The following is a 22,931-nucleotide window of genomic DNA, read 5'->3' as shown; positions in this document are numbered from 1 at the left end:
CCATCATGCGCGCCCCAGCTCTCCCAGGACTTTTACAATGGCCACTGACATGCCTGTCACCTCAAGCATGGAGGCCCAGGTTTTACCTGCGCCCCAGGCCAGTATCCAGGACTCACTGTTGGAAAGTGTGTCCTGGGTCTGTGATTACTATGATCTTGGCAAAACACCGGAGGCATTGACCGCGGGCCTGCCCAAGGGTGGCCTGCTCTCGCCTTCACTGGCGCTCGCGGCGCTGGCCAATGCCGGGTTGTCGGGTGGACTGGTCGATCGGCGAGCCCAGGCGTTGCCATTGCAACTGATGCCGATGATCGTACTGCGCAAAGAGCAGGGGGGCGGAGTGCTGGTGGGGCGACGTCTCGACACAGATGCCGAGGGCAAACGCTGTTTCTTCTATCAATTGATTCTGCCGGAAGTCGGCTCCGAAGCGGTTGAAGTCGGGCAGGTCGAAATGGATGAGATTTACGCTGGCCACGCGATCTTGCTCAAGCCCCGAGCCAAGGTCGATGCCCGTGCGGGTGAACAAACCCCGCAGTCGGCCGGTCACTGGCTGCTGAGCACGTTGTGGCGGTATCGCCAGTACTACCGCAGTGCGGCCATCGGCGCGCTGCTAATCAACGTACTTGCCCTGGCCAGCATTTTTTTCACCATGAACGTGTATGACCGTGTGGTGCCCAACCAGGCATTTGTCACCTTATGGTCGCTGGGTATCGGCGTGACTGTGGCCATGGCCTTCGAGGCGGTTGCGCGGTATGTCCGTGCGCACCTGCTGGACATGGCCGGCAAGAAAGCCGACCTGGTGCTGGGGGCGATGCTGTTTCGCCAGGCGCTGTCGATTCGGATGGAACACAAGCCAGCATCATCAGGCTCATTTGCCAACCAATTGCGCGAGTTCGAATCGGTGCGCGACTTCTCCACGTCAGCTACCCTGGCGGCGATTTCCGACCTGCCGTTCGTGCTGTTATTCGTCGGGGTGATCTTTGCCATTGGCGGGCCGTTGGGTTGGGTGCCGCTGATGCTGATTCCCTTGATCGTGATCATTAGCGTGATCATCCAGTGGCCGCTTGCTCGCACCATGCAGGAAAATCTACGCGAGTCGTCGCTCAAGCAAGGCGTCTTGATCGAAACGGTCGAAGGCCTGGAAACACTTAAGGCGGTCAGTGGCGAAGCCTATATGCAACGTCGTTGGGAAGCCTTCAGTGCACTGGCCGCAGCCACCTCGATGAAGTCACGGCAGTTGTCCAGTCTTGCGACCGGTTCCGTGACCTTTTTTCAGCAGTTGCAAACAGTGGTGCTGGTGATCAGCGGGGTGTACCTGATCGATGCTGGCGAACTGACCATGGGCGCGATGATTGCCACGGTCATGTTAGCCGGTCGCGCCACCGCCCCACTGGGGCAGGTGGTGGGTCTGGCAGTGCGCTTCCAACAGGCCAAGGCAGCGCTCAAATCCCTCAACAACTTGATGGCCATGCCGGTTGATCGTGATGCCAGCCGTGAGTATCTGGCCAAACCAACGCTGACTGGGCAACTGAGCCTCAAAGACGTCGGCTTTGCATATCCTGCACCGCCCATGCAACCCAACCCACCGGTATTGCAGGCAATCAACCTGACCATTCGGGCAGGTGAGCGAGTAGCCATTCTGGGGCGGATCGGCAGTGGCAAATCGACCTTGTTGCGGGTGATGGCGCGCCTGTATGCACCGGTCAGTGGGCAGTTGTTCAGCGATGGTCTGGACGTCAACCAGATCGACCCGGCGGACTGGCGCAAGACAGTTGGTTATGTCGGCCAGGACGCACGGCTGTTCTACGGCTCGTTGCGTGACAACGTAATGATCGGCCGTCCGCAAGCGTCCGCCGACGAGTTCCTGCGGGTGTTACGACTAACCGGCCTCGACCATGTGGCCGCCCGGCATCCGCGAGGCATCAACTTGCCCATTGGTGAAATGGGCGAGGGCTTGTCCGGCGGACAACGCCAGTTGGTATCGCTGGCTCGCAGCCTGCTCGCCAGGCCCAGCTTACTGCTGCTTGATGAGCCTACCAGCGCAATGGACAGCCAGACCGAGGCGATTTTTCTGGAGCACCTCAAGCGTGCGACCGAAGGCCAGACGCTGGTGGTAGTGACCCATCGTCCCTCCCTATTGGAATTGGTCGAGCGCATCGTGGTGGTGGATGACGGCAAAGTCGTCGCTGACGGGCCTAAGGCACAAGTTCTGGCGGCGTTGACTGGTAGTCAACACAACAAACCTGGCGCACCCGACCAGAGTTGTTCAGCGCCTGTGCGCACAGAGGTCAGTACCGGTACCGCGCAAGTAAAGGCAGCATCCGAGGAGGCAGCTCAATGATCAGTAAGATATTTCGCCGGGGGGCATCCGCGAAGCCACCCCTGGCCCCTGGTGATGCCGCGTTCATGAACGATGTTCAGGAGTCATTGTTAACCCAGACCACACCAGGTTCGAAATTGATGCTCTACCTGATTGCCGCCGTGCTGGTGGGGGGACTGATCTGGGCACACTTCGCCCGGGTCGAAGAAATCACTCGGGGCGAGGCGAAGGTCATTTCCCTTAGCCGAGAGCAGGTGATCCAGAGTCTTGAGGGCGGGATTTTGGCGGAAATGGAAGTGCGCGAGGGATCTGTGGTCGAAAAGGGCCAGGTCTTACTGCGCATCGATCCTACCCGCGCACAGTCAAGCTACCGCGAAGCGCTGTCTAAGGTTATCGGCCTCAAAGCGACTATAACCCGCTTGCGTTCCGAGGCGTATCAACAGCCGTTAGAGTTCGACGACATCGTCAAACAGGACCCAGAGGTCATCGCTCAGGAAACTCGCGCCTATGTTGCGCGTAAACGCGCTCTGGACGAGAGCGTGAAAGCGCTTCAGCGCAGTTATGCTCTGTCGAACCGGGAAATCCAGCTGGCACAGCCGCTGGCCGCCAAGGGCTTGATGTCGGAAGTGGAGTTATTGCGCATTCAGCGTCAGGCCAACGAGATCAAGTCGCAGATCGTCGAGCGTATCAACCGCTTTCAGGCCGATGCCAACTCTGAATTGACCAAGCTTGAGCTCGAGCTGTCTCAGATCAGCGAAAACTTGGTGGGTCGGGCCGACGTGGTTGATCGAACCACCATTACCGCGCCAGTGCGCGGGACGGTAAAGAACGTACGTGTCAATACCATTGGCGGGGTCATTCAGCCGGGCGAGCACATTCTGGAGATTGTACCGCTTGAGGAGCAGTTGCTCGTCGAGGGCAAGATCAGACCGTCCGACGTGGCTTTCTTGCACCCTGGCTTGCCCGCGACGGTGAAAATCACTGCCTATGACTATGCCATTTATGGAGGGCTCAAAGGGCGGGTGGAGCACATTAGTCCCGATACGCTCAAAGACGACCAAAAGGCTGCTTCAGGGCGCGCGGATGATACCTATTATCGGGTACTGGTTCTGACTGAGAGCAGTGAACTGAGCGCTGGCAGCAAGAAGCTACCCATCATTCCGGGAATGATCGCCTCGGTGGAAATTCGTACAGGCGAAAAGACCATTCTGGATTACCTGCTCAAACCCGTGCTCAAGGCACGTGAGGCCTTTCGGGAACGATAACCATGAAAAAATCCCACCAGTTCAGGTCGCCGCCTGACCGTGTTGTAGCGGGGCCTTTCGCGCGGTTTTTCAACGTGCGTTGCGCGTGGCCGGCCACGGCTCTGTTGTCCGTCCAGTTATATTCAATGACCGTACGGGCGGAGCTCCTGGAATTTACCCGAGTGCCGGAGGTTGCGGAACAGGTCCAGGTTGCAACGATGCCCTCGGCATCACCCAATACAGTCGAGCAGGCCGCTGAGCTGACCTTCAGCAAGGTTGAGGGAGTCTCTGAAGTGACGCCGGTCAAAGCAGTCGCTGATGAGCCTATTCCGTCCGCGATTTCGCTCACGCCACAGTTGGTCGCAAGATCAGCCGGCGCTCCAGAACCTGTGGCCGCGCCTGTGGTAGCTCCAGTGGCAGAGCCAGCGTTGCCTGGCGTGTCGGTGTTGGCAACACGGGCCTTATCATCGCAGCGGGTTGGTCGGTCAGGGAAGGTGCTGGGGGCGTCAGAAACTGAGTTGCGCGCAATGTTCCACCGGGCGGTACAGGCCGCTGCAGAGCATAGCCCACAGGTGCAACGCGCTCAGGCTGACTTCGAAGCTGCACAAGCAGACATTGATGAAGCTAAGGGGCAGCGTTTGCCTCAGATAGACCTCGGTACCCAGACCAAGGCGGCGCGCTTTGGCTCGGGCTCGGACAACGACTCGCGCGGGAGTGGCGGGATCAATCTAAACGTGTCGACACCGATTTATGACTGGGGGCGGATTCGTAAAACCATCGACAGCCGCAAGTACCTGTCGGACGCGGCCAGTTCAAATATCGAAGCCGAACGGGAAAGTTTGGCCTATGAGGTCACCACCAATATGGTCGAGTTGGGCAAGCAGCGCATGATCATCGATATCAGCCAAGAGTATGTGCAGCGCATGGATGAGTTGGTCAAGATGCTGGCAGGTATTGTTGCAGTGGATAGGGGGCGGGTCAGCGAATTGACTCAGGCCAAGGCACGCCTGCTGCAGGCGCAGGCGTCGCTTGACTCGGCTGAAAGCCGAGCACGGGATGCTGAAATCAATTTGCGCAAGCGTATAGGCGAGCGGCCAGTGATGATTCCGCACAGCGCTGAATGGAATATCCATCCGGCCAACCTTGATGTGCTACTGACTAAAGTCGGCGATCACCCGACCATTCACCAAGGTAAGGCGCAAACCCAGTCGGCCGAAATGCAGGCCGAGGTGGTGCGCGCTTCATCGTTACCGCAGTTGAACTGGGTCATCAGCAAAACCACCGCCGATGACGCCTTGGGCCGAGAACAACCCTGGCAGACGACGCTTTCAGTCAGTTGGGCAGCCTTTCGCGGCGGTTCCACCCGCGCTTCCGAGCGCGCTGCGCTGCAGCGGGCCGAGGCCAGCCGGCAGCGAACCGAAGAGCAGCGCCTGGATCTGGAGTATCGGATCCGCACTGCCGATCATGACGCACGAACTTTGCTTGAGCGTGCCGAACTCTATCGTGACCTGACGGTAGAGTCTGAGCGCATTCGTCTGGCGTTCTATGAACAGTGGTATCACTTGGGCAAGCGCACTCTCCTGGATGTGCTGATCGCGGAAAGTGATCACTACGGCAACCGGGTGGGCGAAGTGACCCAGCGCTTCGATGGCTACCAGGCCATTCTTCGCCAATACGCCGGGGCGGGCTCGTTGGCGGTCTGGCTGCAGGGTTCCGGACAATGAGTGCATATGTTGAATATGGAATATCCAGGCCGCTGAGGATCCTGGTTTTCTGTGTTCATCCGGGCTCTTTGCTGAACTACAGTGCGCTACTGAACGAGCGGGGAGTCTTTCATTTAAGTCTCTGCGCATCTGCGCAGGAAATTGCGCTTGTTTTGGCCCAAGGCAAGTATTTCGACCTGCTTATTCACGATGATTTTTGTTTCGACGACGAAGATCAGCAGATCGTGATGCAGTTCGCTCGGAACCTGAGCGTCGACAGCTTGATGGTCGTCGGAGATATGGCTTTTGGTCAGCGACGCGAGCTCTTCAATTGGGCGCGTGAAAATGCTGTTCCATTGGTTCATTTCTTTCAGCAACCGCTGTGCACCAATGAGCTGGACAAGGTGCTGACACTGTATCGACAGCGATGGTGTCCGGCACGCATGCGGCTGGATCCCTGCCAGATAGCAATCGACAACTCTCTCCACTGAGGTATCCGTCTTGAACAGACTGCGTGTACTGGTTCTAGAAGATCATGATTTCCAGCGCTGTGCTGCTGTTAGTACACTGCTCAGGATGGGCTGCCTCGACGTTCTTGAGGCCGCCGATGGTCAGCAGGCGCTGTCATTGCTGCACCAGCAAGGAGGCGTCGATATCGCGCTGTGCGATCTCCATATGGCTGGAATGGATGGCTTGACGTTCCTGAGGCAAGCTCGCGAGGCGGGCTTGGTCAGTGCAGTGATTATCAGCAGTGCACTGCCCGAGGAATTTTTGTATACCGTCGAACGCATTGTCACACTGCAGGGTTTGGAGTTGCTGGGCAACATTGGCAAGCCAGTGCTAACCGAGTTGCTTGAACCATTACTACAAGCTTACCTCTCGGCCAAACAGACACGCCCCGATCAGCCTTCTCTTCCACGGCAGCAACCAAGCGAGAGAGAGATACGTGAGGGCATTGCCCAGCAAGAGTTCTGTGCCTGGTTTCAGCCCAAGTTCCAACTGAATACGGGAGAGATGCAGGGTGCGGAAGTGTTGGTCAGATGGCAGCGTGCCGAGGGTAGGCTTTTGTCCCCGGCGGCATTTCTTCCAGCCGTTGAACAATACGGTTTACTCGACGAAGTGTTTTTCAGCCTGTTGGAGCAAGGGTTGCGCCTGCAGCGGTTCATGCAGGCTCGTGGACAGCCCTTCAAGCTGGCGTTCAATCTGGATGTGACTCAGCTTTCTTGTCCGCAATTCGTTGACAGGATAAAGGCAGTGCTGAGCAGGCACGGTACATCGCCCCGAGGTTTGATCTTCGAACTGACGGAAACCGGCCTCTTGCAAGCACCAAGCCTGTGCATGACCAGCATGGTACGTTTACGCATGCTGGGTTGCGACCTGTCGATTGATGATTTTGGTGTGGGCTATTCGTCGCTTGAGCGGCTGTGTCAAATGCCCTTCAATGAACTGAAACTGGACGCTGGCTTCATCCGCAATTTTTCGCAAAAACGGTCTGTCGCCGTGATTAATGGCGTATTGGGTTTGGCGCGTGCGCTGAACATGCAAGTGGTCGCCGAGGGGATTGAAACCGTTGAGCAGTTATGCTGTCTGGTCGATTTGGGTTGTCAGCTGGGGCAGGGATATCTGTATTCCCGGCCGATGAGCGAGGCACAGCTGATGACGTGGAAGTTTGATGGTGATCAATCGATATGGAACAGTGCTTGGCATCCGCAATCCCTTTAGCGGCAGTGTCTTAATGCGCCACTGAATATTTAGTCTTCTCCCCGCTGGTGAACTCTCAAAGCTGCTTCTAGGCTGAGGATGTGCAGCGCTTCCATCAGGAGGTGCTGCTCTCGGCGACGGCTTTTTGCCGCCCGCCGTGACTATCCTAGGCAGTCATGGGGGTGAGTATGAAGGGCTTTTTCTTCGGCTGTGTTTCTTCAATGGTGCTGGTCGGCTGCAACGGCTTGCCGCATCCGGTTTCCGTAGATAACGAATATCAAGGGCGTTTTGTCGTCAGTTCCGGCTTCCCCTTACCCTATATGTTCCAAGGCAATGCGGTGCAGTGGAATGAAGAGTTTGCAGTAACGGTCAAGCATATCCCGATGATGCCTGATGTCGTCCACACCTGCAGTACTGGCTGCGATCTGGTGTTTATCAGACACAAAGCCGAAGGCGCAATTCCCTCCTGGCGCAACTTTGTCAAAGGGGAGGCGGTTACAGCGGTTGGCTTCAGTCCATTGATGGTGCCGGTGCAGGGGCGTGGTGTGGCCAAAGGCATGCGCATGATGATGCCCGGCAAGACCGATACAACACCCTATGCGGTTAATGACGCGCCCATCGTCATGGGTATGTCGGGTGGGCCAGTGTATGGCGCAGATGGCGCAGTGCTCGGTATTACCGTGGGGATGTGGATGGGTCAGCGACCAACATTTGGCGAGCTTAAGTCGAGTGATCGAATTAGCCTCTATTTACCCCACGACGTCGTTCTGCGGGAGTGGCAGAAATACACGAAGGGCAGGGAAGTCGCGAGGCTGCAGTGATCGACTGGATTGGATTTTCTCCTTGGAGGCCTTGTAGGGGCGAGCCTATTCGCGAAGGACGAATCGATGACGCGTTTATTTTCAGTGATGGCGTGGCTCAGGAGTTCATCGCGTACAAGCTGGTTCCTGCAGCTATGTGCCTAGCCCTGTCATCTTGGTTTTGAGACAACGCCCTATATCCATTGTCCGCAACATCCTTCAGACTTTTCCTACGCTTCATTGAGAAGTCAAAATCTATCTGTGCCGGAGAAAAAAGAATGCAGTGGTCCATTGTCACTCCGTTACGTGTTGCCGTACTGGATGATCATTCGCTGATTCGCTTGGCCTTGAACGCACGGCTGACCAGAGAGGCGGATCTCTCGGTGGTGGGCGTGTTCTGCGGCAGCGCGGAGTTGATATCGGCGTTGCGTGAAGTGGAAGTCGATCTGCTGGTCTTGGACTACCAATTGCATGACGGTGAACTCGATGGTTTGAACCTTATCAGGCTGTTGCGTAAACAGTATCCAGACCTCCTTATTCTCATTTCTTCTTCGGCCGAAAAGCCCGCCATCGTCAATCTCGCCATCGGTGCGGGCGCCAATGGCTTCTTGGGTAAATCCCAGCCGGTCGATGATCTAGTTGTGGCTATTCGTACTGTTGCTTCGGGACAGCTGTATTTGTCATCACTGATGGCCTTTGAGCTGGAGAAAAAGCCGGTGTCCGGCCAGGAGCAACTGACCGCAATCGATGGTGATCCGGTCGGTGATACGATACTAGTCAGCAACGCAGCGCTTTCTCCCAAGGAGCGCGAAGTGTTGCGTTGCTGTCTGGATGGCATGCAGGTTTCGCAGATCGCACAGAAGTTCATGCGCAGTCGCAAAACCATCAGTGGACAAAAGCAGTCAGCCTTTAGAAAGCTGGGGATACGCACGGACGTTGAGTTGTTCAAGTTGCAGCACAACCTCGGTGAGCAGTGAGCGGAACCCATTTGAAGGTCGAGAAAAGGTAGTGCGGTTTGTTGTTTCACCTGTCAAGGTTGCCAGTTGCATTAAACGAGGTGTATTGACCGCTTTGGTCTTGCTAATCCTATCCTCGAGTCTGTTACACGCTGCCACCGTCGATGGTTCGCTCCGGCTTTTAGCGCGGGCTCAATGCGCGAACTTGCCGATCACCCTTGCCAATGACGACTGGAGTTGGCTCAGGCACAAGCGCTCACTGGTGCTGGGCGTCGCTCAACCCGATTACCCACCGTTTGAAATGACGGCCGGTGCCCCCTATTACGAAGGTATCACCGCGGACGTAGCGTGCTACCTCGGTCAGACACTTCACGTCGGTATAGAAATCCAGCGCTTTACCGATCGACGCACTGCGCTTTCGGCCCTGGAAAAAGGCGAGATCGACCTGTTAGGCAGCGCCAACGGGTTCGAAGTTGCCGGCGGCAATACGGTACTCAGCAAGCCTTATGTGGAAGACCATCCGGCTCTATTTGTCCGCAGCCAGGAACAGCAAAAATTACCGGCCAATCTGGCGGGCGTGCGCATTGCCATGGCCGATGACTATTTACCGCATAGCCAACTGAAAGCGCTGTTCCCCCATGCCCGGTTTTTGCCGTATCCCTCACGTGAACTGGCCTTGGCAGCGCTGGCGTTTGGCGACGTGGATGGCTATCTGGGCGATGGGCTATCGAGCAACTATCTGATCAATTTGAGTTATTTCAATTATGTGCGTCTGGAACGTTTTGTCGATCTGCACAGTGGCGGCTTCAGTTTTGCTATCCGACGGGGCAATGAGCAGCTGAAAAGTATCCTGGACAGGGCCATTGGCGCTATCGACGAAAGTCATCTGAGTGAAATCACTAAGCGTTGGTCGGGTGGCGGGGCGATGTTGTCAACCAGGACAATCGCGTTGTCTACCAACGAGCAGCGTTGGATCGAGCGTCATCCGAAGGTACGTTATGTGGTCAATGACGATCTGGCGCCGTTTGCGTTCTTTGACTCCGATGAACACTTCAGCGGCATGAGTTCGGAGTTGCTGGAGTTGATTCGCGGGCGCACAGGGCTTCAATTCGAGGCCATGCGTACTGACAGCTTCGCTAACCTCATTAGCTCTCTATTTGATGGCGATGCGGATCTGACCATCGCCGCACCTACGGCTGAGCGTGAAGCCGACCTCCGTTTCAGCAGGCCATTCATTTTCAGTTCGTTTGTGATCGTTGCGCGCGACATTCCGCAAGCTCCTAGGAGCCTCGACGCGCTACGTGGCAAGCGGGTTGCTGTGCCGTTGATGGCTGCCGAGCGTGATGTCTTGACTGCTTATACTGATATCGAGGTGATCGACTCACCGACCATCCTTGAGTCTCTGAGCATGGTTGCCGATGGTAGAGCGGATGCGACGTTCGCTACCCTCCATGGGGCCCGCTATTACCTCCAGCATCTTTACGCAAGCAAATTGCGAATCACCAATATTCTAGAAGGGGGTCATGGGGCTTTGGCGTTCGCTGCCCGGCGTGCCGATACAGAGCTGATATCCATTATCGACAAGGCGCTGCAGAGCATCTCGCCGGATGAAATCGACGTCGTGCTGAGTCGCTGGCGGCCACTAGCGACATTTGAGGGGATGTCCTGGAGAAACTACAAGACACTTATTTATCAGATCGGTGCAGCGGCGTTCGTCTTCATTTTTTGTTCGCTCATCTGGAATCTTTACATTCGTCGACAAATCCGCGAGCGCAGGCGTGCAGAGCTAGCGCTGGCCGATCAGCTGAAGTTTATGGAAGCGTTGATCAATGGCACCCCTCATCCTATTTATGTGCGTGATCGCCAGGGTCGGCTAGTAACTTGCAATAACAATTATCTGAAAACCTTTGCAGTCAGCAGTGAAGATGTTATCGGAAAAACAGCGCTGGAAAGCGGCAAGCATAACCGTGAAGAAGCGTTGCAGTTTCATGATGGCTATTTGCGGGTCATGGAGCAGGATGAGCCCTACGAAGTCGACCGCACGCTACATGTGGATGCGACTCAACTAAGTATTTACCACTGGATTCAGCCATTTCACGACACCAGTGGACAAGTGCAGGGTGTCATTTGTGGCTGGATCGATATCAGTGAGCGGCGCGAGTTGATTGAGGATTTGCGTGCTGCCAAGCAGCGGGCTGACGACTCCAACAGAGCGAAGACCACTTTCCTGGCCACCATGAGCCATGAAATTCGCACGCCCATGAGCGCCGTCATCGGCATGCTTGAGCTCGCCTTGAACAGGGTCGAGCAAGGGCATTTCGATCGGTCGGCGATCGAGGTGGCTTATGACTCGGCAAAGGGCATGCTTGTACTGATTGGCGATATTCTGGATGTGGTGCGCATTGAGTCAGGACACCTCAGCCTTTCGCCCAAAAGAGCTAATTTACGGGAGCTGGTCGAATCGGTCGCGCGGGCCTTTGAAGGATTGGCCAGGCAGAAAAACCTCATCATGAAGCTTGATATTAACGCCAGTGTCGGCTGTGACGTGTTGGTCGATCCCAAGTGCTTCCAACAGATTTTTTCCAATTTGCTGGGTAATGCGATCAAGTTCACGGACGTGGGTGAAGTGCGCGTGTCGATCAGCGGACAGCGCATCATCGATGAACGTCTGCAGGTAGATTTGTCCGTTGAGGACACCGGTATCGGGATTCACGCTGACGATCTTCAGCGCTTATTCCAACCTTTTTCACAGGCCGATCATGGATCTTCATCCCGCGGTGGCACGGGGCTTGGGTTGGCAATCTCCCGATCGCTGTGCGAACTGATGGGCGGTAGCCTGCAAATCAGTAGTACGCCAGGGGTGGGGACGCGTCTGGAAGTTTCGCTGCTTTTCAACACACTTGATGCTGTCGCTATCAAGGCACCACCACGTGCGGTGCCACAGCTTCGCGCCGCTCGCACCTTGCAAGTTTTGGTGGCTGATGATCAGCGTGCAAATCGCTTGCTGCTGGTTCAACAATTGAGTTTTTTGGGGCAGTCAGCAAGCGCTGCAGAGGATGGGGCGGTTGCGCTTGAGCTTTGGCGTTCCGGATATTTCGATATTGTCATTACTGACTGCAACATGCCGGTAATGAATGGCTACGCACTGGTTCAGCAAATACGTCGGGACGAGATAGAGAAGGGCGTGAACGCGTGTTTTGTGGTGGGTTTGACAGCAAATGCCCAGCCCGAAGAGAAGGCCAAATGCCTACAGGCGGGCATGGATAATTGTTTGTTCAAGCCCATGAGCCTGAGTACGTTATCGGACCTATTATCGAATCGGCAGGAATCCCTTACATGTATCGACAACCCGGCGCACGAGGCTGAATCGTTCGCCGTTCGCCTATCGATCCCCGAGCGTCTGGGTGAGTTGACGGGGGGGGATACTGAAGTAACGAACCTACTGATCCAGGAGGCCCTGTTAAGTGGTGAGAAAGACTTAGCGGAGCTCAAAGTGCTGCTGGCCACAAATGAGACGTTTGCTTTCGCAGACCTCGCGCATCGTATCAAGGGCGCGGCGCGGATCGTCGCGGACCAAGCCGTTATCGACTGCTGCGAAGCGTTGGAGCAGGCGAGCAATGCCTCGGTCATTATTCCGGCATACGTCGTTCAATGCGCGAGATCACTTGAAGAAGCGCAAATGGCATCGGTGAACACCCTTCGTAATATTTCGACAGGTTACTGACCGAGGTGTGGCGCTAGGGCGCGAACCTTTTGTTGCTGAGGTTATAGTATGAAAATATTGGTTTTGTTTATTCTGGTCACTTTTGGTGATTTTGGATTTTGTCCCGCGCGTTCGGTTGATTGTAATTGGCACCCTGGGGCGGAGTGTAAATATGATCAATGGGACGCCGAGCCCCTGGGCGATTGATTTCCTGAAAAGGCTCAATGCAATTCTAGCCCGGACTCGGTATTCATCTATAGCGCAGAAGTTCTAAGTGACAATACGCCTGCTCACGCCGGCTGCAGCGACAAATTGATCTCGTTGAGCGCCAAGATAAGGTCAGCTACGGCCCGGCGGATAGTCTCGGTTTCATCATTGCTGGCAGTCAGCTCCTCAAGCAATACGCACAGTTGCAGCAAGCTCTGCGAATTTAGCACGTAGGCTGTGCCTTTAAGTTTATGTGCGATACGTCCGAGTGCGCTGAGATCGAGCAGGCGGAGGGCTTCCTCCAAAGCTTGCAATTCCTGATTATTGCTGGTGATCACATGTTCCGCGATCTCGTGTTGGATCTCCATTGCAATGGTAGAGTGAGCGTTCGACTGCCCCTTGTGCTGGCTATCTAGCGTCGGAATCAACCGGTTCAACATAGCAAGATTGATGGGTTTGGCGAGGGCTTCATTCATTCCCGACGTTAGGCATTGTTCGAGCGCTTCCCGTTGTGCGTCGGCGGTAAGACCTATGATGGTGCACGGTTTGACACCGAGGCTGGTCTCCAGGCTACGGATCGAACGAGTCATTTCATAGCCGCTGATCTCAGGCATGTTGCAGTCGGTCAATACAACATCAATATCCTGTTCCTGCCATATTGCCAATCCTTCGAGTCCGTTGTTGGCGGTGATCGCATGATGACCCAGATAGGTAATTTGTTGCTCCAGCAAGTACTGGCTTGGCAGGTGGTCTTCAACTATCAGTATGTTCAGTGGGGAATCGATTGCCGTCGCTTGTGTCGGCTGTTCGGTCGCTTCGATCTCACTGTTCGCGCTCACACATTGGAAGCGGGCATTGAAGATCATTGATGTGCCGACACCGATTTCGCTTTGGACGCTGAGGTTGCCGCTCATCAACTGGCTTAATACTTGACTGATTGAAAGGCCAAGGCCGGCACCAGCGTTGGGGTTGTTCACGGCACTGTCGAGCTCAAAGAATGGAGTAAAGACTTTATCGATTTGTGAATGGGGGATACCTTTCCCGGTATCGGTAACACTAACTCGAAATTGCACCGTCTCCGCTCCATCGTAATCACCTTCGCAACGGATAACGATGCCGCCTTTTTCGGTGAACTTGATCGAATTACTCAAAAGGTTTGAGATAATTTGCTTGAACTTCTGCCCATCGATCCACACCCGCTCGCTGGCGGTTTCGTCGAGCTCCAGGCGGATGCTGAGGTGCTTCTGGCGCGCCAGACCCGCAAAAACCTTGGCCACGGACTCAATCAGATCCTTGAGGCTGGAGATTTCCGGACGCAGGGTCAGCTTGCCTGATTCGATGCGGGCGATGTCGAGGATGTCGCCGATCAGGCCCAGCAGATTGTGTGCCGATTCGTAGGCGATATGTACTGACTGGGTGTTGAGTTCGGCATCGGTTTTGCGAGTAAGGACCAATTCCAGCATGCCGATAATGGCGTTCAATGGCGTGCGGATTTCATGGCTCATGGTCGCTAGAAATACGGTCTTGCTTCGGCTGGCTTTTTCTGCCAAATCCTTGGCAACTTGCAGTTCGTCGAGAAGAAGTTGGCGCTGATGCAAGTCGAGTTGCTTGCGAATGATCCGCCGCCGCTGGGTTACGATTAGCAGCGCGGCTACGGCGAGTAGCAGGCATAGCGTACCCAGGGTTCTCCATGCGGTGGCGGTGATGCCTTCCCAGTGCTTGTCGTCGGTCGCGGCGTTGGCCCGCCAGCGACCGGTAATTTGCATGTACTGCCAAGGGCTGATTTCCGCCAGCGCTTTATCTAGGATCGAAATCAGCAAAGGGTTTCTCGGTGTCGCGGCAAAGGCTATTTGCGCTTCATTGTCGGGGAGCATGCTGCCGATTTTCAGGCTGCTTTCATACTTGTAGGACAGGTAGTATCGCGCCAGGTTGGCTGGTGCCAGCGAGAAGTCCGCTTCACCATCGCGTACCCGATTGAGTGCTTCCGCAGTGGTCGTGCTCTCTATCAAACGAAGGTTCGGGTAGTCGCGGGTGAGCGTTTCCGGCGGCAGATGGCCCTTGGCAATGGAAAGTGTGGCGACTGTCTGTTTGCTTAGGGATGTTAGTGAGTTGTCATCCCGCCGGGTCACGATCACATAAGGAATCGTTACGAAAGGGCGTGTAAACAGATAAGCACCATGGCTGGGGCTGACATGGGTCAGAATACTCAGGTCAGCCTTGCCTTGTCCGAGCAGGGTCTCTGCATCGTTCAGAGAGCTGACACGATTGATCTCGAAACGAACGCCGGTCTTGCGTCTCACGATGTCCAGCAGTTCCGAGGCAATTCCATTGAAACGACCTCTGTTGTCAAAAAATGTGTAAGGCGCTAAGTCTTCACTAACCGCGAGCTGCACCGGCCCTCCCTGTTCGAGCCAGGCACGCTCGGACTCGCTGAGACGCTCGCGGAAACTGCTCATGTCGCATCCCTCGGTGTCGCCCCACACACGCATGGCGCTGACAAGGTTGCAGCGCGAGAGATCACCTAAGGCTCTATTTAGGATAGGACCGAGCAGGCCGTCGTTTGCGGCAAATGCAAAGCCCACATGGATTTCCGGTAAGCGGGCACTTTGATTGACGACCAACTGATTGCTGAGAAGTTGGCCCGACAGGTATCGAGTGGAGAAGGTATCGCCCAAATAAGCTTGCGATTGGCCGTTCAGTACTGATGCCATGCCAGCAACGCGGGTGGGGTAGTCGGTAATTGCGCCCTGTCCGCCAGCCTGTCTGTACAGCTCCAGAAGCTGTTTATCGGCGGTAGCGATTCGCGTGGTTGTTGCCTTTACATCGTAGTCGCGAAGGTCACCGGCCTCGGCGAAGAGCGCCAGTTCGGTGAAGGCGTAGGGCGGGCTCAGGCGAACCTGATAGTGCTGAGCTAAAGGTTCAGTGGCACTGTCCACCAGATCGACACGACCCTCGCGCAGTGCCTGGTACGCGGCATCCGTTGAGGCGAACCGGCGGACCGTCAGCGAGATCGCCAACTCGCGCTGCAAGGCTGATAGGTAGTCAGCAGTAATGCCTTCCAACTCATTGCGTCCTGTGATGATGCGGTAGGGCGGATAGTCGTCGTCAGGTACCCCGACCACCAAAGTTTGTTTTTTTCGCAGCCAAGCCTGTTCCTGGGCTTCGAGTTGAATTTTCAAACCCTCTAGGGGCTGTCGCGCGCGAATCTGCAGGATGTCGCTATCAGCAAACACACTGCAGGAAAGCAGTAGCAGCACGAGCATTCCTACGACGCGTAGCAGATGTGGCTGTGATTTCACGTTATTATTCTCACGCAAGGTTATGCTGCCGGGCAATATTAGCCAGGTGCACTATCGAAGACACACCAAGTTTGCTCTGGATTTTGTCGTGTGGGCGCTGAGGTTATTATTGCTCAGGTGTTGGCGATTCGCGACATCCATGTTGATGAGGCCTCCGGCGAGCAACGTCAAGGTCGTTAAGTCGCGATTATTGAGCTCCGCCAGTTCTTCGATGTCGCGGGCCCCAAGGGTTTAGCCTGTCTGGCTATGCTGTCCTTGGGGATAGCACAAAGCCGTCGGCAATGGCTTCGATTGCCGTTATTAGTTTGGTGCTAGGTTTGTCCTTATCGACAAAACCAAATGTGCCGGCATGCACGCTGCGTTTAACATTGGACCCCATGGGGTGGGACGAGTACACAAGTGCACAGGTCTTTAGTTTTCCATAGCTAATCCGTTTAAGCACCGGAAGTCCGTCCACGTACTTCAACCTAATATCCATATCGATGTTGGGGGTTAGTGATTAAATCATCAGCACGCATTCCACGCCATTGGCTGTTTCAATCAGGCTCTGGAAGCCATGAGCTCGAGGCTTGGAGTTGTCGTGACACATCACTGGTATTCATCGACACTCAACATTTTTTCGTACCTGTTAGTCTATTCCTGAGTTTCAGATGCTACAGGTACTCATCAATGACCTCACTAAAATGCAGCGGGTGCCAAGCGAGGCTCACTGTTGGTGCGTGTGATTATGAGGTTTTTTTCCATGCGAGGTAGGGCAGATTTTCAAAGCGCCAAACAATGCCAGTTTCATGCGCTTGCGGCACTGGGGTACAGTCTGAGTGCGACAAGACCTGGCAGATTGCAAGCACGAGGGTTCTTGACTCGATACAATCGGGTCTTTACATTCGGTCGAGCTACGTGACTTTGCGTTATTTAGCGCGATCATTGAGCGGTTGTTCAAGAAATACAATTTCAGCAAAATTGTTTGCTGGTCTGTTGATCGAGCTCCGGAACTTGCCAGCGGCAACTGATTAGTACGTGTGTTTGTGAGAGTGAGGTAGGCAAAAAACCGGTAAACAATGTGGGTTGTTTCCCGGGTCACGATTGTGATTTCTTGAGCGGCTCCTGCCTAAACGCGTTCAAGGATCCAAACGAGAAAAGCAGTGGAATCTATTAACAAACGTCTTACTTCTATGAGATTCGTCTTGAAATTCAACTGTGCTGAGTGTTGAAGATAGACAGGATATACCGTGAAACCAGATCAGAATTATTGCCGATGGCAACGACATCAGTGCCTTAATCAATGATCGTTTGTTGCTCATGCCCACACTGGATAACCCGGCATAGAGTCGCGTGAGTTCGAGTTACGTATCGATGATCGAGACGGTAGGTCGCGTTGTCCAAGCGGGAGGGGGGGCGAGTTTACCTGGGTTATGCAGCTCGCTACAGCAGTTGGTTGAGCTTCTTAACCATCGATGGTTGAGCGGTTTGGCTGTTCTTTATTTTCACTAAAGCGCTTGGCAATATCGATTGCGTTTTTTCCATTAGTATGTGGAATGGTTAATAACCTGTTGAGCTCAAGCTTAAATCTTAAAGTTGTATCTTCACCATGTGAGTCATGACGTGAATACATTGTATTACCTCTTCAGCGCGATTTCTCTATGACGAGATCGTATGTTGGAGAGGGTCTGATAAATGTAGGATTTGTCTTAAATGAACTTAGTCTTTTGAGGGTGCGGAGTAATGGAATGGGAGAGGGTGTCCAATTGATGGAACACGTCCAGTGGCGATGCCTGAAGTCGGCTTGATTGAATATCGTGGTTTGCCCTGAAGGGGTTTATATCCCGTCAGTGAGGCTGCGGGGGGCACGATACTTGTTGCTACCTCGGCCACTTGCGCAGCGCCCACCAGTTCGGCGTAAACGGAAGGTGCGGTGGCACCTTCGGTGCTGATGAGCAGAATCCGCGAGTGCTCGTCGATACCCACTTAAGCGGCCAGGCGTGGTGACTTGAGCAAATGGATCAACCCTGCGAGCCCGGCCACTGCTGATTCACCGGCAATCAGAGGTATGTCGCGATCACTGCCCTGGGCTAGCACGCGCATGGCGTTGACGGCGTCCTCATCCTCGATGGTCATGAAATGGTCGATGCTCTGATGCAGGAACTCCCAGGCCAAGGGCGAGGTTTCACCGCAGGCCAATCCTGCCATCACCGAGTCCACCGAGCCTTGCGTTTTTGCCGCATGGCCAGCCAGGGCACTCTGGAGCAGGCAGTCGGTCTGTTGCGGTTCGACGACGAACATTGCGGGCCGTGCTTTACCATAAAACTCCCAGAAGTGACTGGCGAGACCGGCGGCCAGACCACCCACGCCGCCCTGAAGGGACATGTGAGTGAAGGTCAGACGCATCGGCGTGCTCTACGATTTCCGCAGCGATGGTGCCGTAACCTTGCATCACATCCCGGGGGATTTCTTCGTAGCCGTCGTAAGAGGTGTCATACGCCACCTGCCAGCCGTGCTCGACCGCCAGCGCGGCGGTTTCTCACACCGAATCGTCGTAGTTGCTGGGGACTCGCACGATCTGCGCGCCATAGGCGGCGATGGCCTGTTCCCGTTCGATATTGACGTTGGCATGCAACACGATTACGCAATGGCAACCGATACTCTGTGCTGCCGGCTAGTGCGGGGCCATGGTTGCCGTCGGTGGCACTGATCACCGTGAAATCGGTCAAGGCGCCACGGTACGCGCCGATCAGCAGGCCTTTGGGTTCAAAGCGTTGTTCGGGGAACAGTCGCAGGATTAACCGCACCAGTGCGATCGGTGCCCCCACTGCTTTGAAGCTGCCTAACTCCGAACGGCTCGACTCATCCTTGATGCAGAGTTGCGCGACGCCGAGGTTAGCAGCCAGATCTGGCAGGCTGAACAGCGGTGTACCTGCGCGGTTGAGCGTATTCCAGTCTGCTAGCCAGGTGCGGCTTTCGGTAGCTGTCTGGATGTTCATGATGGCTTTCAAATCGTCGGGATAGGCGTGACGGGTAGCATTGCGGTTGGCGATAAGCATCGTGGGTTCCAGATTTTCGGCAAGGGGAGGCCGGACCCGCAGGGTATGCGGGTTCAGTTGTTGAGTTTTTGGTTAGCGGGTGGCGCTGATGCTGCGTGTAATCACCTAGAGCGGCACTTCGGCGCCCTCGGCCAGTTAGTCGTCATTGGGGTGCTCCCTCGGGTTATGGCTGATGCCGCGCTTGATTGCGTCCAGTCTTTTCTGCGCCGGCCAGCGCGATGAGGGGGCAGCCGGCGACATGGTGGTCCACGCCGGTATTGCCCAGCGTGCCGGTGGTGTTCTGAACACTCATGCTGTTTCTCCTGCAAGGGGACCGCGATCGTTGGCGCCGACACTCAACGTGGTGGCTGGCGGCGAGTGAAATAATATCTCGCTCGCGCAATACTAATTCCTTGATTTTCATCCAAGAACTGGATTCTTATTCACCGGTAGCGTGAACTTCATCAATTTTATTGCGAGCCCTCTGAATGAGCCTTGATGCCTTCGATTTGAAGTTGATCGCTGAAGTCCAGAAAGACGCCAGCCTGTCCCAGAGTGAGTTGGGGGCCAGGGTCAATCTTTCATCCGCCGCGGTGAATCGCCGACTCAAGCGTCTAACCCAAGAAGGGATCATTAAAGGCACCGTAGCGCTGGTGGAACCAGAGAAGCTCGGCTACCCGCTGACCATCGTGGCGCAAGTCGAAGTCGAAAGTGAGCGGTTGGATCTGCTGGATGCTACGAAACGCAGATTCACCGCATGCCCTCAGCTTCAACAGTGCTACTACGTAGCAGGGGAATGGGACTTTGTATTGGTACTGACCGTGCGGAACATGGAGCAATACACGGAGCTGACTCGAGATCTATTTTTCGAGAACAACAACGTCAAGCGCTTCAAGTCGCTGGTTTCCATGAGCAACGCTAAGGTGGGGTTGCAGATTCCGGTGGGTAATCAGGAATAGAGTTGATTTGAACTGCGGAGCGTACCCACCGTGCTTACGTCTGGAGCTACTGCAGCATAAGTAGGAATCGGTTTAACGACGCAAGGTCAGTGGGCAGATGCTTGGACTAAGGATGGCGCGACCTCTCCTTATTAGTCAGATTTGGTGACCCAGCGCATCACTTTCTCCAGTTGGCCGGTGTGCTCATCCAGCTGTTCTTTGAGAACCACAAAGCCCTGATTCTCATAGAAACGGATACTAGGAGTATTTGCCGAATACACGGTCAGCTGTAGGGTTGACTTAGATGCCATGGCGTCCGCGAGAAGCTGCGTACCTATACCGCTACCTTGATGTTCAGGCGATACAAATAGTGCTGCGACTGCGTCTCCATATACAGAACAGAATCCTACTACTGCCCCATCTGCCTCAAACACTCGGGACATGGCGCTTGGTAGGTAAACCTCACGCATAGCGTCAAGCTGTGTACGCCAGAATTCGGGTTCTATGAAGTGATGCGCTTGGATTGACGCTCGTAGCCAAACGTCTAATACGGACTCTAGGTCAACGTTACTAAAGTCGCGGATCATGAGTTCTCAACGATTGAGTTAGGAAGTAAACATTGTGCCATATTCATGATGCTCCGCCGGCTAACCATTTGGTGGTTTTGAAGGGGCAGCGATTGCCTGTATGCAGGATCTGCAACGCGTGGTTATCCAAACGCTTAGAGCGCCAATTAACCCATCCAGGGCGCGCCGTTGACGGCGCGCTTGAGTGCTTTGTTCAATTTTTGATGACGTTGAAGGGCGTGATACCCTAGCCATAACGCCGTCAAGGCACAGACCAACAGTGTCCAGCCCAGAGCCTGCCCCCAGGCTGCCAGGGTCAAACCGGCACCGATCACCAGGTAATACAACAAGCCAAACAGGGCCCCTGCTGTGCCGAGGCGGTCGCGATAAGCAACCAACGCCGTCCCGAGCACATTGGGAATCGCCATGCCGAAAGACATCACCACCAACAACATCGGCAGAACGTATAGCCAGCGGTCCTGCAGCACTACTACCAGAACGCTGCCCAACAACGCCGCGGCACCGGCAGCTAGGACCAGTTGTTCACTATTTACTCCGCGTTTGGGCAGCCCTTTGTTCTGCCACGACTCAGCCCCAACGCCAGCAACACACCACTGTAGCCGAACTGTTCGGCGGATAAACCCAGCCGCTCGAAGATGAACGGTCCCAGGCTGTAATAACTGAATAGCGCAATGTTGAATACCGCCACCAACCCAACCGAGCGCCACAATGTCCAGTCCTGAGCATCAGACCCAGGGTGCCAAACAATGGCGCAGCATCGCCTACTGCGCCTTTAGGCTGGGTTTCGCCAGCGACAGCGTGTTGATCGCCTTCTTCAAGGCCGGGACCGGCACCACGCCAGGGAGTTACTTCAAGTAACGGTCAACACCTTAATTGGGCATCTGATTAAATTGCTTCACGTAGTATAAAATAATTAATTCTGAGGTGGTTGCGCAGTATCGTAGACTACCTTTCGAAAGCCTCTTGATCCGCACTGCATATCAATTTCTATATAACTTATAGGGTTGTCCGTTATCTCTGGTGTCGAAGAGTTTGGTAGTGGAGAAGGGCTTGTCTTCGAGTTGTTTTCAAAAAATCGGATTTTGCTTTGCAGATCCTCTGTCTCATTTGTATTTGCGAGGTGTACGATAATGGCATGGCAGAAAAGTTGGAAGCCCGGCCAGAAATTATGGGATGCATTAAAGTCTACCGTTATGGCCAGGTTTTTTTCTTCGTCGGAAATGTAGTTCCACACCAAATCAAATTTTTCATTTCGATTATTGGCAGCTATGATTTTTCTTGCCAGCTGTTTAGGGATCCCTGCGAGTCGCTCCATTGATTCAATCGTATCCTCGGGATTTGTCCATGTACAACCTAACTGTAACTGCTCCTCTACTTTTTCAACAGTATCAAGCATCCAGCCGATACATTGAAGTCGACAAATTTTGGTAATTCTATACTCATCGCTAAGACATTTGAAATCAAGAGATACGGCTGCTTGAAGTTCATCTATGTAAACGCTAATTTCATAGCTCATAAAGTACATCTCCTATTGTGTTGAGGGGGCGTAACTGGTCTCTCGGTCTCCTATTATCCATGGGTGTGATCTACGGTCAAGCAAGTAATTTGTTGGCGGCTTGTCAATTCGCATGGGGATTCTTAGTGGCGTGTTAGAAGTGCCAGTAATTACAGGCGTTATGGCTTTATCATGCGGTGAGGTTTTTTTTCAGAACTTTAAGCTGGCTATTTAATGTCTTTTGGTTTGTGGGTGTTTAGTTGAGTGAAGTATCAGGCGCGAATTCTGCATCAAACTTTCTTGGTTGCGTTTGGCTGTTCATGTCCAGCTCATACGGCAGTTTTTTGCGGATTCATCAGTGCTGCTTACTTGCGCTTTCTGAGTCGTAACATGCTGGTTTGCAGTATGAGCGCCGTCGGACATTGTGGTGCGTGAGCTGTCATCGATCAAAGGTTACCAGCCTAGGCCGCCAATCCATGAAGACATTTGGACGACCCTAGGTTGCCTTCACGCCGCACGAATCTCCATGACCTCATTCGTCTTGGACTTCCTTTCGAATTTTTCGGCCGCTAGCTAGCATTCAGGTCACGCGAGAGGTTGTCGCTAAGGGCAGATTCCGTCCGGGCAAAGCACAACCGCAGGCGCGCCTCCGGTGACGCCCAAGTGCCGGGTCCGGCAGGAAGAATGGAGGGAGCTTCGGTCTTCGGCCAGTAGAGACTCATAACGAGGTAGATGGTGTCGTTGAGCGCCGGTACAGGCTGAGCTGCATAAGTGGTTACCGCGTCTGGGTCGTGCTGCAGCTTTTCTTGAACCTGCGATTCCAGCATTGCACGGAGCGCGTCTTTGTCGGGACGATTAAGCAATGTGTTCTCCTATTCGGAAGCGTGGCACTAACTGTTCGACTTGAACCTTGGCCGATTCGTGGAACTAGCGATGTTCAAATTTATAGCTGCATCTTGGTACG

14 protein-coding genes and 3 pseudogenes are annotated in these 22,931 nt (G+C 54.4%); 10 read left to right on the top strand and 7 right to left on the bottom strand.

Going from position 1 to position 22,931, the window contains the following annotated elements:
* The first annotated feature begins 37 nt into the window (after positions 1 to 37).
* The 8 genes from ACYZT5_RS21610 (at position 38) to ACYZT5_RS21575 (ending at position 12,445) form a co-directional block, all read left to right on the top strand.
* On the top strand, positions 38 to 2,338 hold the full coding sequence (locus ACYZT5_RS21610; RefSeq protein ID WP_462047327.1) for a type I secretion system permease/ATPase: 2,301 nt from the start codon (positions 38 to 40) through the stop codon (positions 2,336 to 2,338).
* Positions 2,335 to 3,582, top strand: coding sequence for an HlyD family type I secretion periplasmic adaptor subunit (locus tag ACYZT5_RS21605; RefSeq protein WP_462047326.1), 1,248 nt, complete (start codon positions 2,335 to 2,337; stop codon positions 3,580 to 3,582). Before ACYZT5_RS21610 ends, ACYZT5_RS21605 begins: the two co-directional genes overlap by 4 nt.
* A gap of 2 nt (positions 3,583 to 3,584) precedes the next feature.
* Positions 3,585 to 5,285, top strand: coding sequence for a TolC family protein (locus ACYZT5_RS21600; RefSeq protein WP_462047325.1), 1,701 nt, complete (start codon positions 3,585 to 3,587; stop codon positions 5,283 to 5,285).
* Positions 5,282 to 5,755 (top strand): hypothetical protein, encoded by a 474-nt coding sequence (locus tag ACYZT5_RS21595; protein WP_462047324.1) that lies wholly within the window; start codon positions 5,282 to 5,284, stop codon positions 5,753 to 5,755. Before ACYZT5_RS21600 ends, ACYZT5_RS21595 begins: the two co-directional genes overlap by 4 nt.
* Positions 5,756 to 5,765: 10 nt before the next feature.
* The gene (locus ACYZT5_RS21590) at positions 5,766 to 6,986 is read left to right on the top strand and encodes an EAL domain-containing response regulator (RefSeq protein WP_462047323.1); all 1,221 of its coding nucleotides are present in this window, start codon (positions 5,766 to 5,768) and stop codon (positions 6,984 to 6,986) included.
* Between the two features lie 167 nt (positions 6,987 to 7,153).
* Positions 7,154 to 7,786 carry a serine protease gene (locus ACYZT5_RS21585; RefSeq protein ID WP_462047322.1) on the top strand — a complete coding sequence of 211 codons (633 nt, stop codon included), beginning with the start codon at positions 7,154 to 7,156 and terminating at the stop codon, positions 7,784 to 7,786.
* 257 nt (positions 7,787 to 8,043) lie between these two features.
* Positions 8,044 to 8,742, top strand: coding sequence for a response regulator (locus tag ACYZT5_RS21580; protein WP_462047321.1), 699 nt, complete (start codon positions 8,044 to 8,046; stop codon positions 8,740 to 8,742).
* Between the two features lie 184 nt (positions 8,743 to 8,926).
* Positions 8,927 to 12,445, top strand: a complete 3,519-nt coding sequence (locus ACYZT5_RS21575; protein ID WP_462047320.1) for a transporter substrate-binding domain-containing protein — start codon at positions 8,927 to 8,929, stop codon at positions 12,443 to 12,445.
* Between the two features lie 269 nt (positions 12,446 to 12,714).
* Here ACYZT5_RS21575 and ACYZT5_RS21570 read toward each other — a convergent pair whose 3' ends face one another.
* From ACYZT5_RS21570 to ACYZT5_RS21555, 4 genes and pseudogenes are all read right to left on the bottom strand, one after another.
* A complete protein-coding gene (locus tag ACYZT5_RS21570) occupies positions 12,715 to 15,894 on the bottom strand; it encodes a transporter substrate-binding domain-containing protein (protein WP_462047319.1) in 3,180 nt (1,059 codons plus the stop codon).
* Positions 15,895 to 17,374: 1,480 nt separating this feature from the next.
* Entirely contained in the window at positions 17,375 to 17,542 is a 168-nt protein-coding gene (locus ACYZT5_RS21565) for a hypothetical protein (RefSeq protein WP_462047318.1), read from the bottom strand.
* A gap of 245 nt (positions 17,543 to 17,787) precedes the next feature.
* Positions 17,788 to 18,968: pseudogene (locus ACYZT5_RS21560) on the bottom strand (diaminopropionate ammonia-lyase); the annotation flags it as partial.
* A 163-nt stretch (positions 18,969 to 19,131) separates the two neighbouring features.
* Entirely contained in the window at positions 19,132 to 19,260 is a 129-nt protein-coding gene (locus ACYZT5_RS21555) for a hypothetical protein (protein WP_462047317.1), read from the bottom strand.
* 175 nt (positions 19,261 to 19,435) lie between these two features.
* Here ACYZT5_RS21555 and ACYZT5_RS21550 point away from each other — a divergent pair, with 175 nt between their 5' ends.
* On the top strand, positions 19,436 to 19,906 hold the full coding sequence (locus tag ACYZT5_RS21550; RefSeq protein WP_462047316.1) for an Lrp/AsnC family transcriptional regulator: 471 nt from the start codon (positions 19,436 to 19,438) through the stop codon (positions 19,904 to 19,906).
* 131 nt (positions 19,907 to 20,037) lie between these two features.
* Here the strand turns inward: ACYZT5_RS21550 and ACYZT5_RS21545 are convergent, their stop codons facing one another.
* Both ACYZT5_RS21545 and ACYZT5_RS21540 read right to left on the bottom strand, forming a co-directional pair.
* Positions 20,038 to 20,472 (bottom strand): N-acetyltransferase, encoded by a 435-nt coding sequence (locus tag ACYZT5_RS21545; protein WP_462047315.1) that lies wholly within the window; start codon positions 20,470 to 20,472, stop codon positions 20,038 to 20,040.
* A 146-nt stretch (positions 20,473 to 20,618) separates the two neighbouring features.
* A pseudogene (locus tag ACYZT5_RS21540) lies at positions 20,619 to 21,258 on the bottom strand (MFS transporter); the annotation flags it as partial.
* Here ACYZT5_RS21540 and ACYZT5_RS21535 point away from each other — a divergent pair.
* Positions 21,223 to 21,330, top strand: a pseudogene (locus ACYZT5_RS21535) (AraC family transcriptional regulator); the annotation flags it as partial. The pseudogenes ACYZT5_RS21540 and ACYZT5_RS21535 overlap by 36 nt on opposite strands.
* Before the next feature lie 55 nt (positions 21,331 to 21,385).
* Here ACYZT5_RS21535 and ACYZT5_RS21530 read toward each other — a convergent pair.
* Positions 21,386 to 21,988, bottom strand: coding sequence for a hypothetical protein (locus tag ACYZT5_RS21530; protein ID WP_462047314.1), 603 nt, complete (start codon positions 21,986 to 21,988; stop codon positions 21,386 to 21,388).
* Between the last annotated feature and the right edge of the window lie 943 nt (positions 21,989 to 22,931).

The sequence above is a fragment of the Pseudomonas sp. LB3P14 genome (genome assembly GCF_054898045.1).
This window is presented reverse-complemented; position numbering and strand designations above follow the sequence as displayed.

What these genes read in the sequence shown, in the direction of transcription:
- ACYZT5_RS21530 (WP_462047314.1), bottom strand. Translation starts at nt 21,988, where the DNA reads ATGAGCTATGAAATTAGCGTTTACATAGATGAACTTCAAGCAGCCGTA.
- ACYZT5_RS21600 (WP_462047325.1), top strand. Translation starts at nt 3,585, where the DNA reads ATGAAAAAATCCCACCAGTTCAGGTCGCCGCCTGACCGTGTTGTAGCG.
- ACYZT5_RS21585 (WP_462047322.1), top strand. Translation starts at nt 7,154, where the DNA reads ATGAAGGGCTTTTTCTTCGGCTGTGTTTCTTCAATGGTGCTGGTCGGC.
- ACYZT5_RS21570 (WP_462047319.1), bottom strand. Translation starts at nt 15,894, where the DNA reads ATGCTCGTGCTGCTACTGCTTTCCTGCAGTGTGTTTGCTGATAGCGAC.
- ACYZT5_RS21565 (WP_462047318.1), bottom strand. Translation starts at nt 17,542, where the DNA reads ATGTATTCACGTCATGACTCACATGGTGAAGATACAACTTTAAGATTT.
- ACYZT5_RS21580 (WP_462047321.1), top strand. Translation starts at nt 8,044, where the DNA reads ATGCAGTGGTCCATTGTCACTCCGTTACGTGTTGCCGTACTGGATGAT.
- ACYZT5_RS21545 (WP_462047315.1), bottom strand. Translation starts at nt 20,472, where the DNA reads ATGATCCGCGACTTTAGTAACGTTGACCTAGAGTCCGTATTAGACGTT.
- ACYZT5_RS21605 (WP_462047326.1), top strand. Translation starts at nt 2,335, where the DNA reads ATGATCAGTAAGATATTTCGCCGGGGGGCATCCGCGAAGCCACCCCTG.
- ACYZT5_RS21595 (WP_462047324.1), top strand. Translation starts at nt 5,282, where the DNA reads ATGAGTGCATATGTTGAATATGGAATATCCAGGCCGCTGAGGATCCTG.
- ACYZT5_RS21610 (WP_462047327.1), top strand. Translation starts at nt 38, where the DNA reads ATGGCCACTGACATGCCTGTCACCTCAAGCATGGAGGCCCAGGTTTTA.
- ACYZT5_RS21555 (WP_462047317.1), bottom strand. Translation starts at nt 19,260, where the DNA reads ATGAGTGTTCAGAACACCACCGGCACGCTGGGCAATACCGGCGTGGAC.
- ACYZT5_RS21550 (WP_462047316.1), top strand. Translation starts at nt 19,436, where the DNA reads ATGAGCCTTGATGCCTTCGATTTGAAGTTGATCGCTGAAGTCCAGAAA.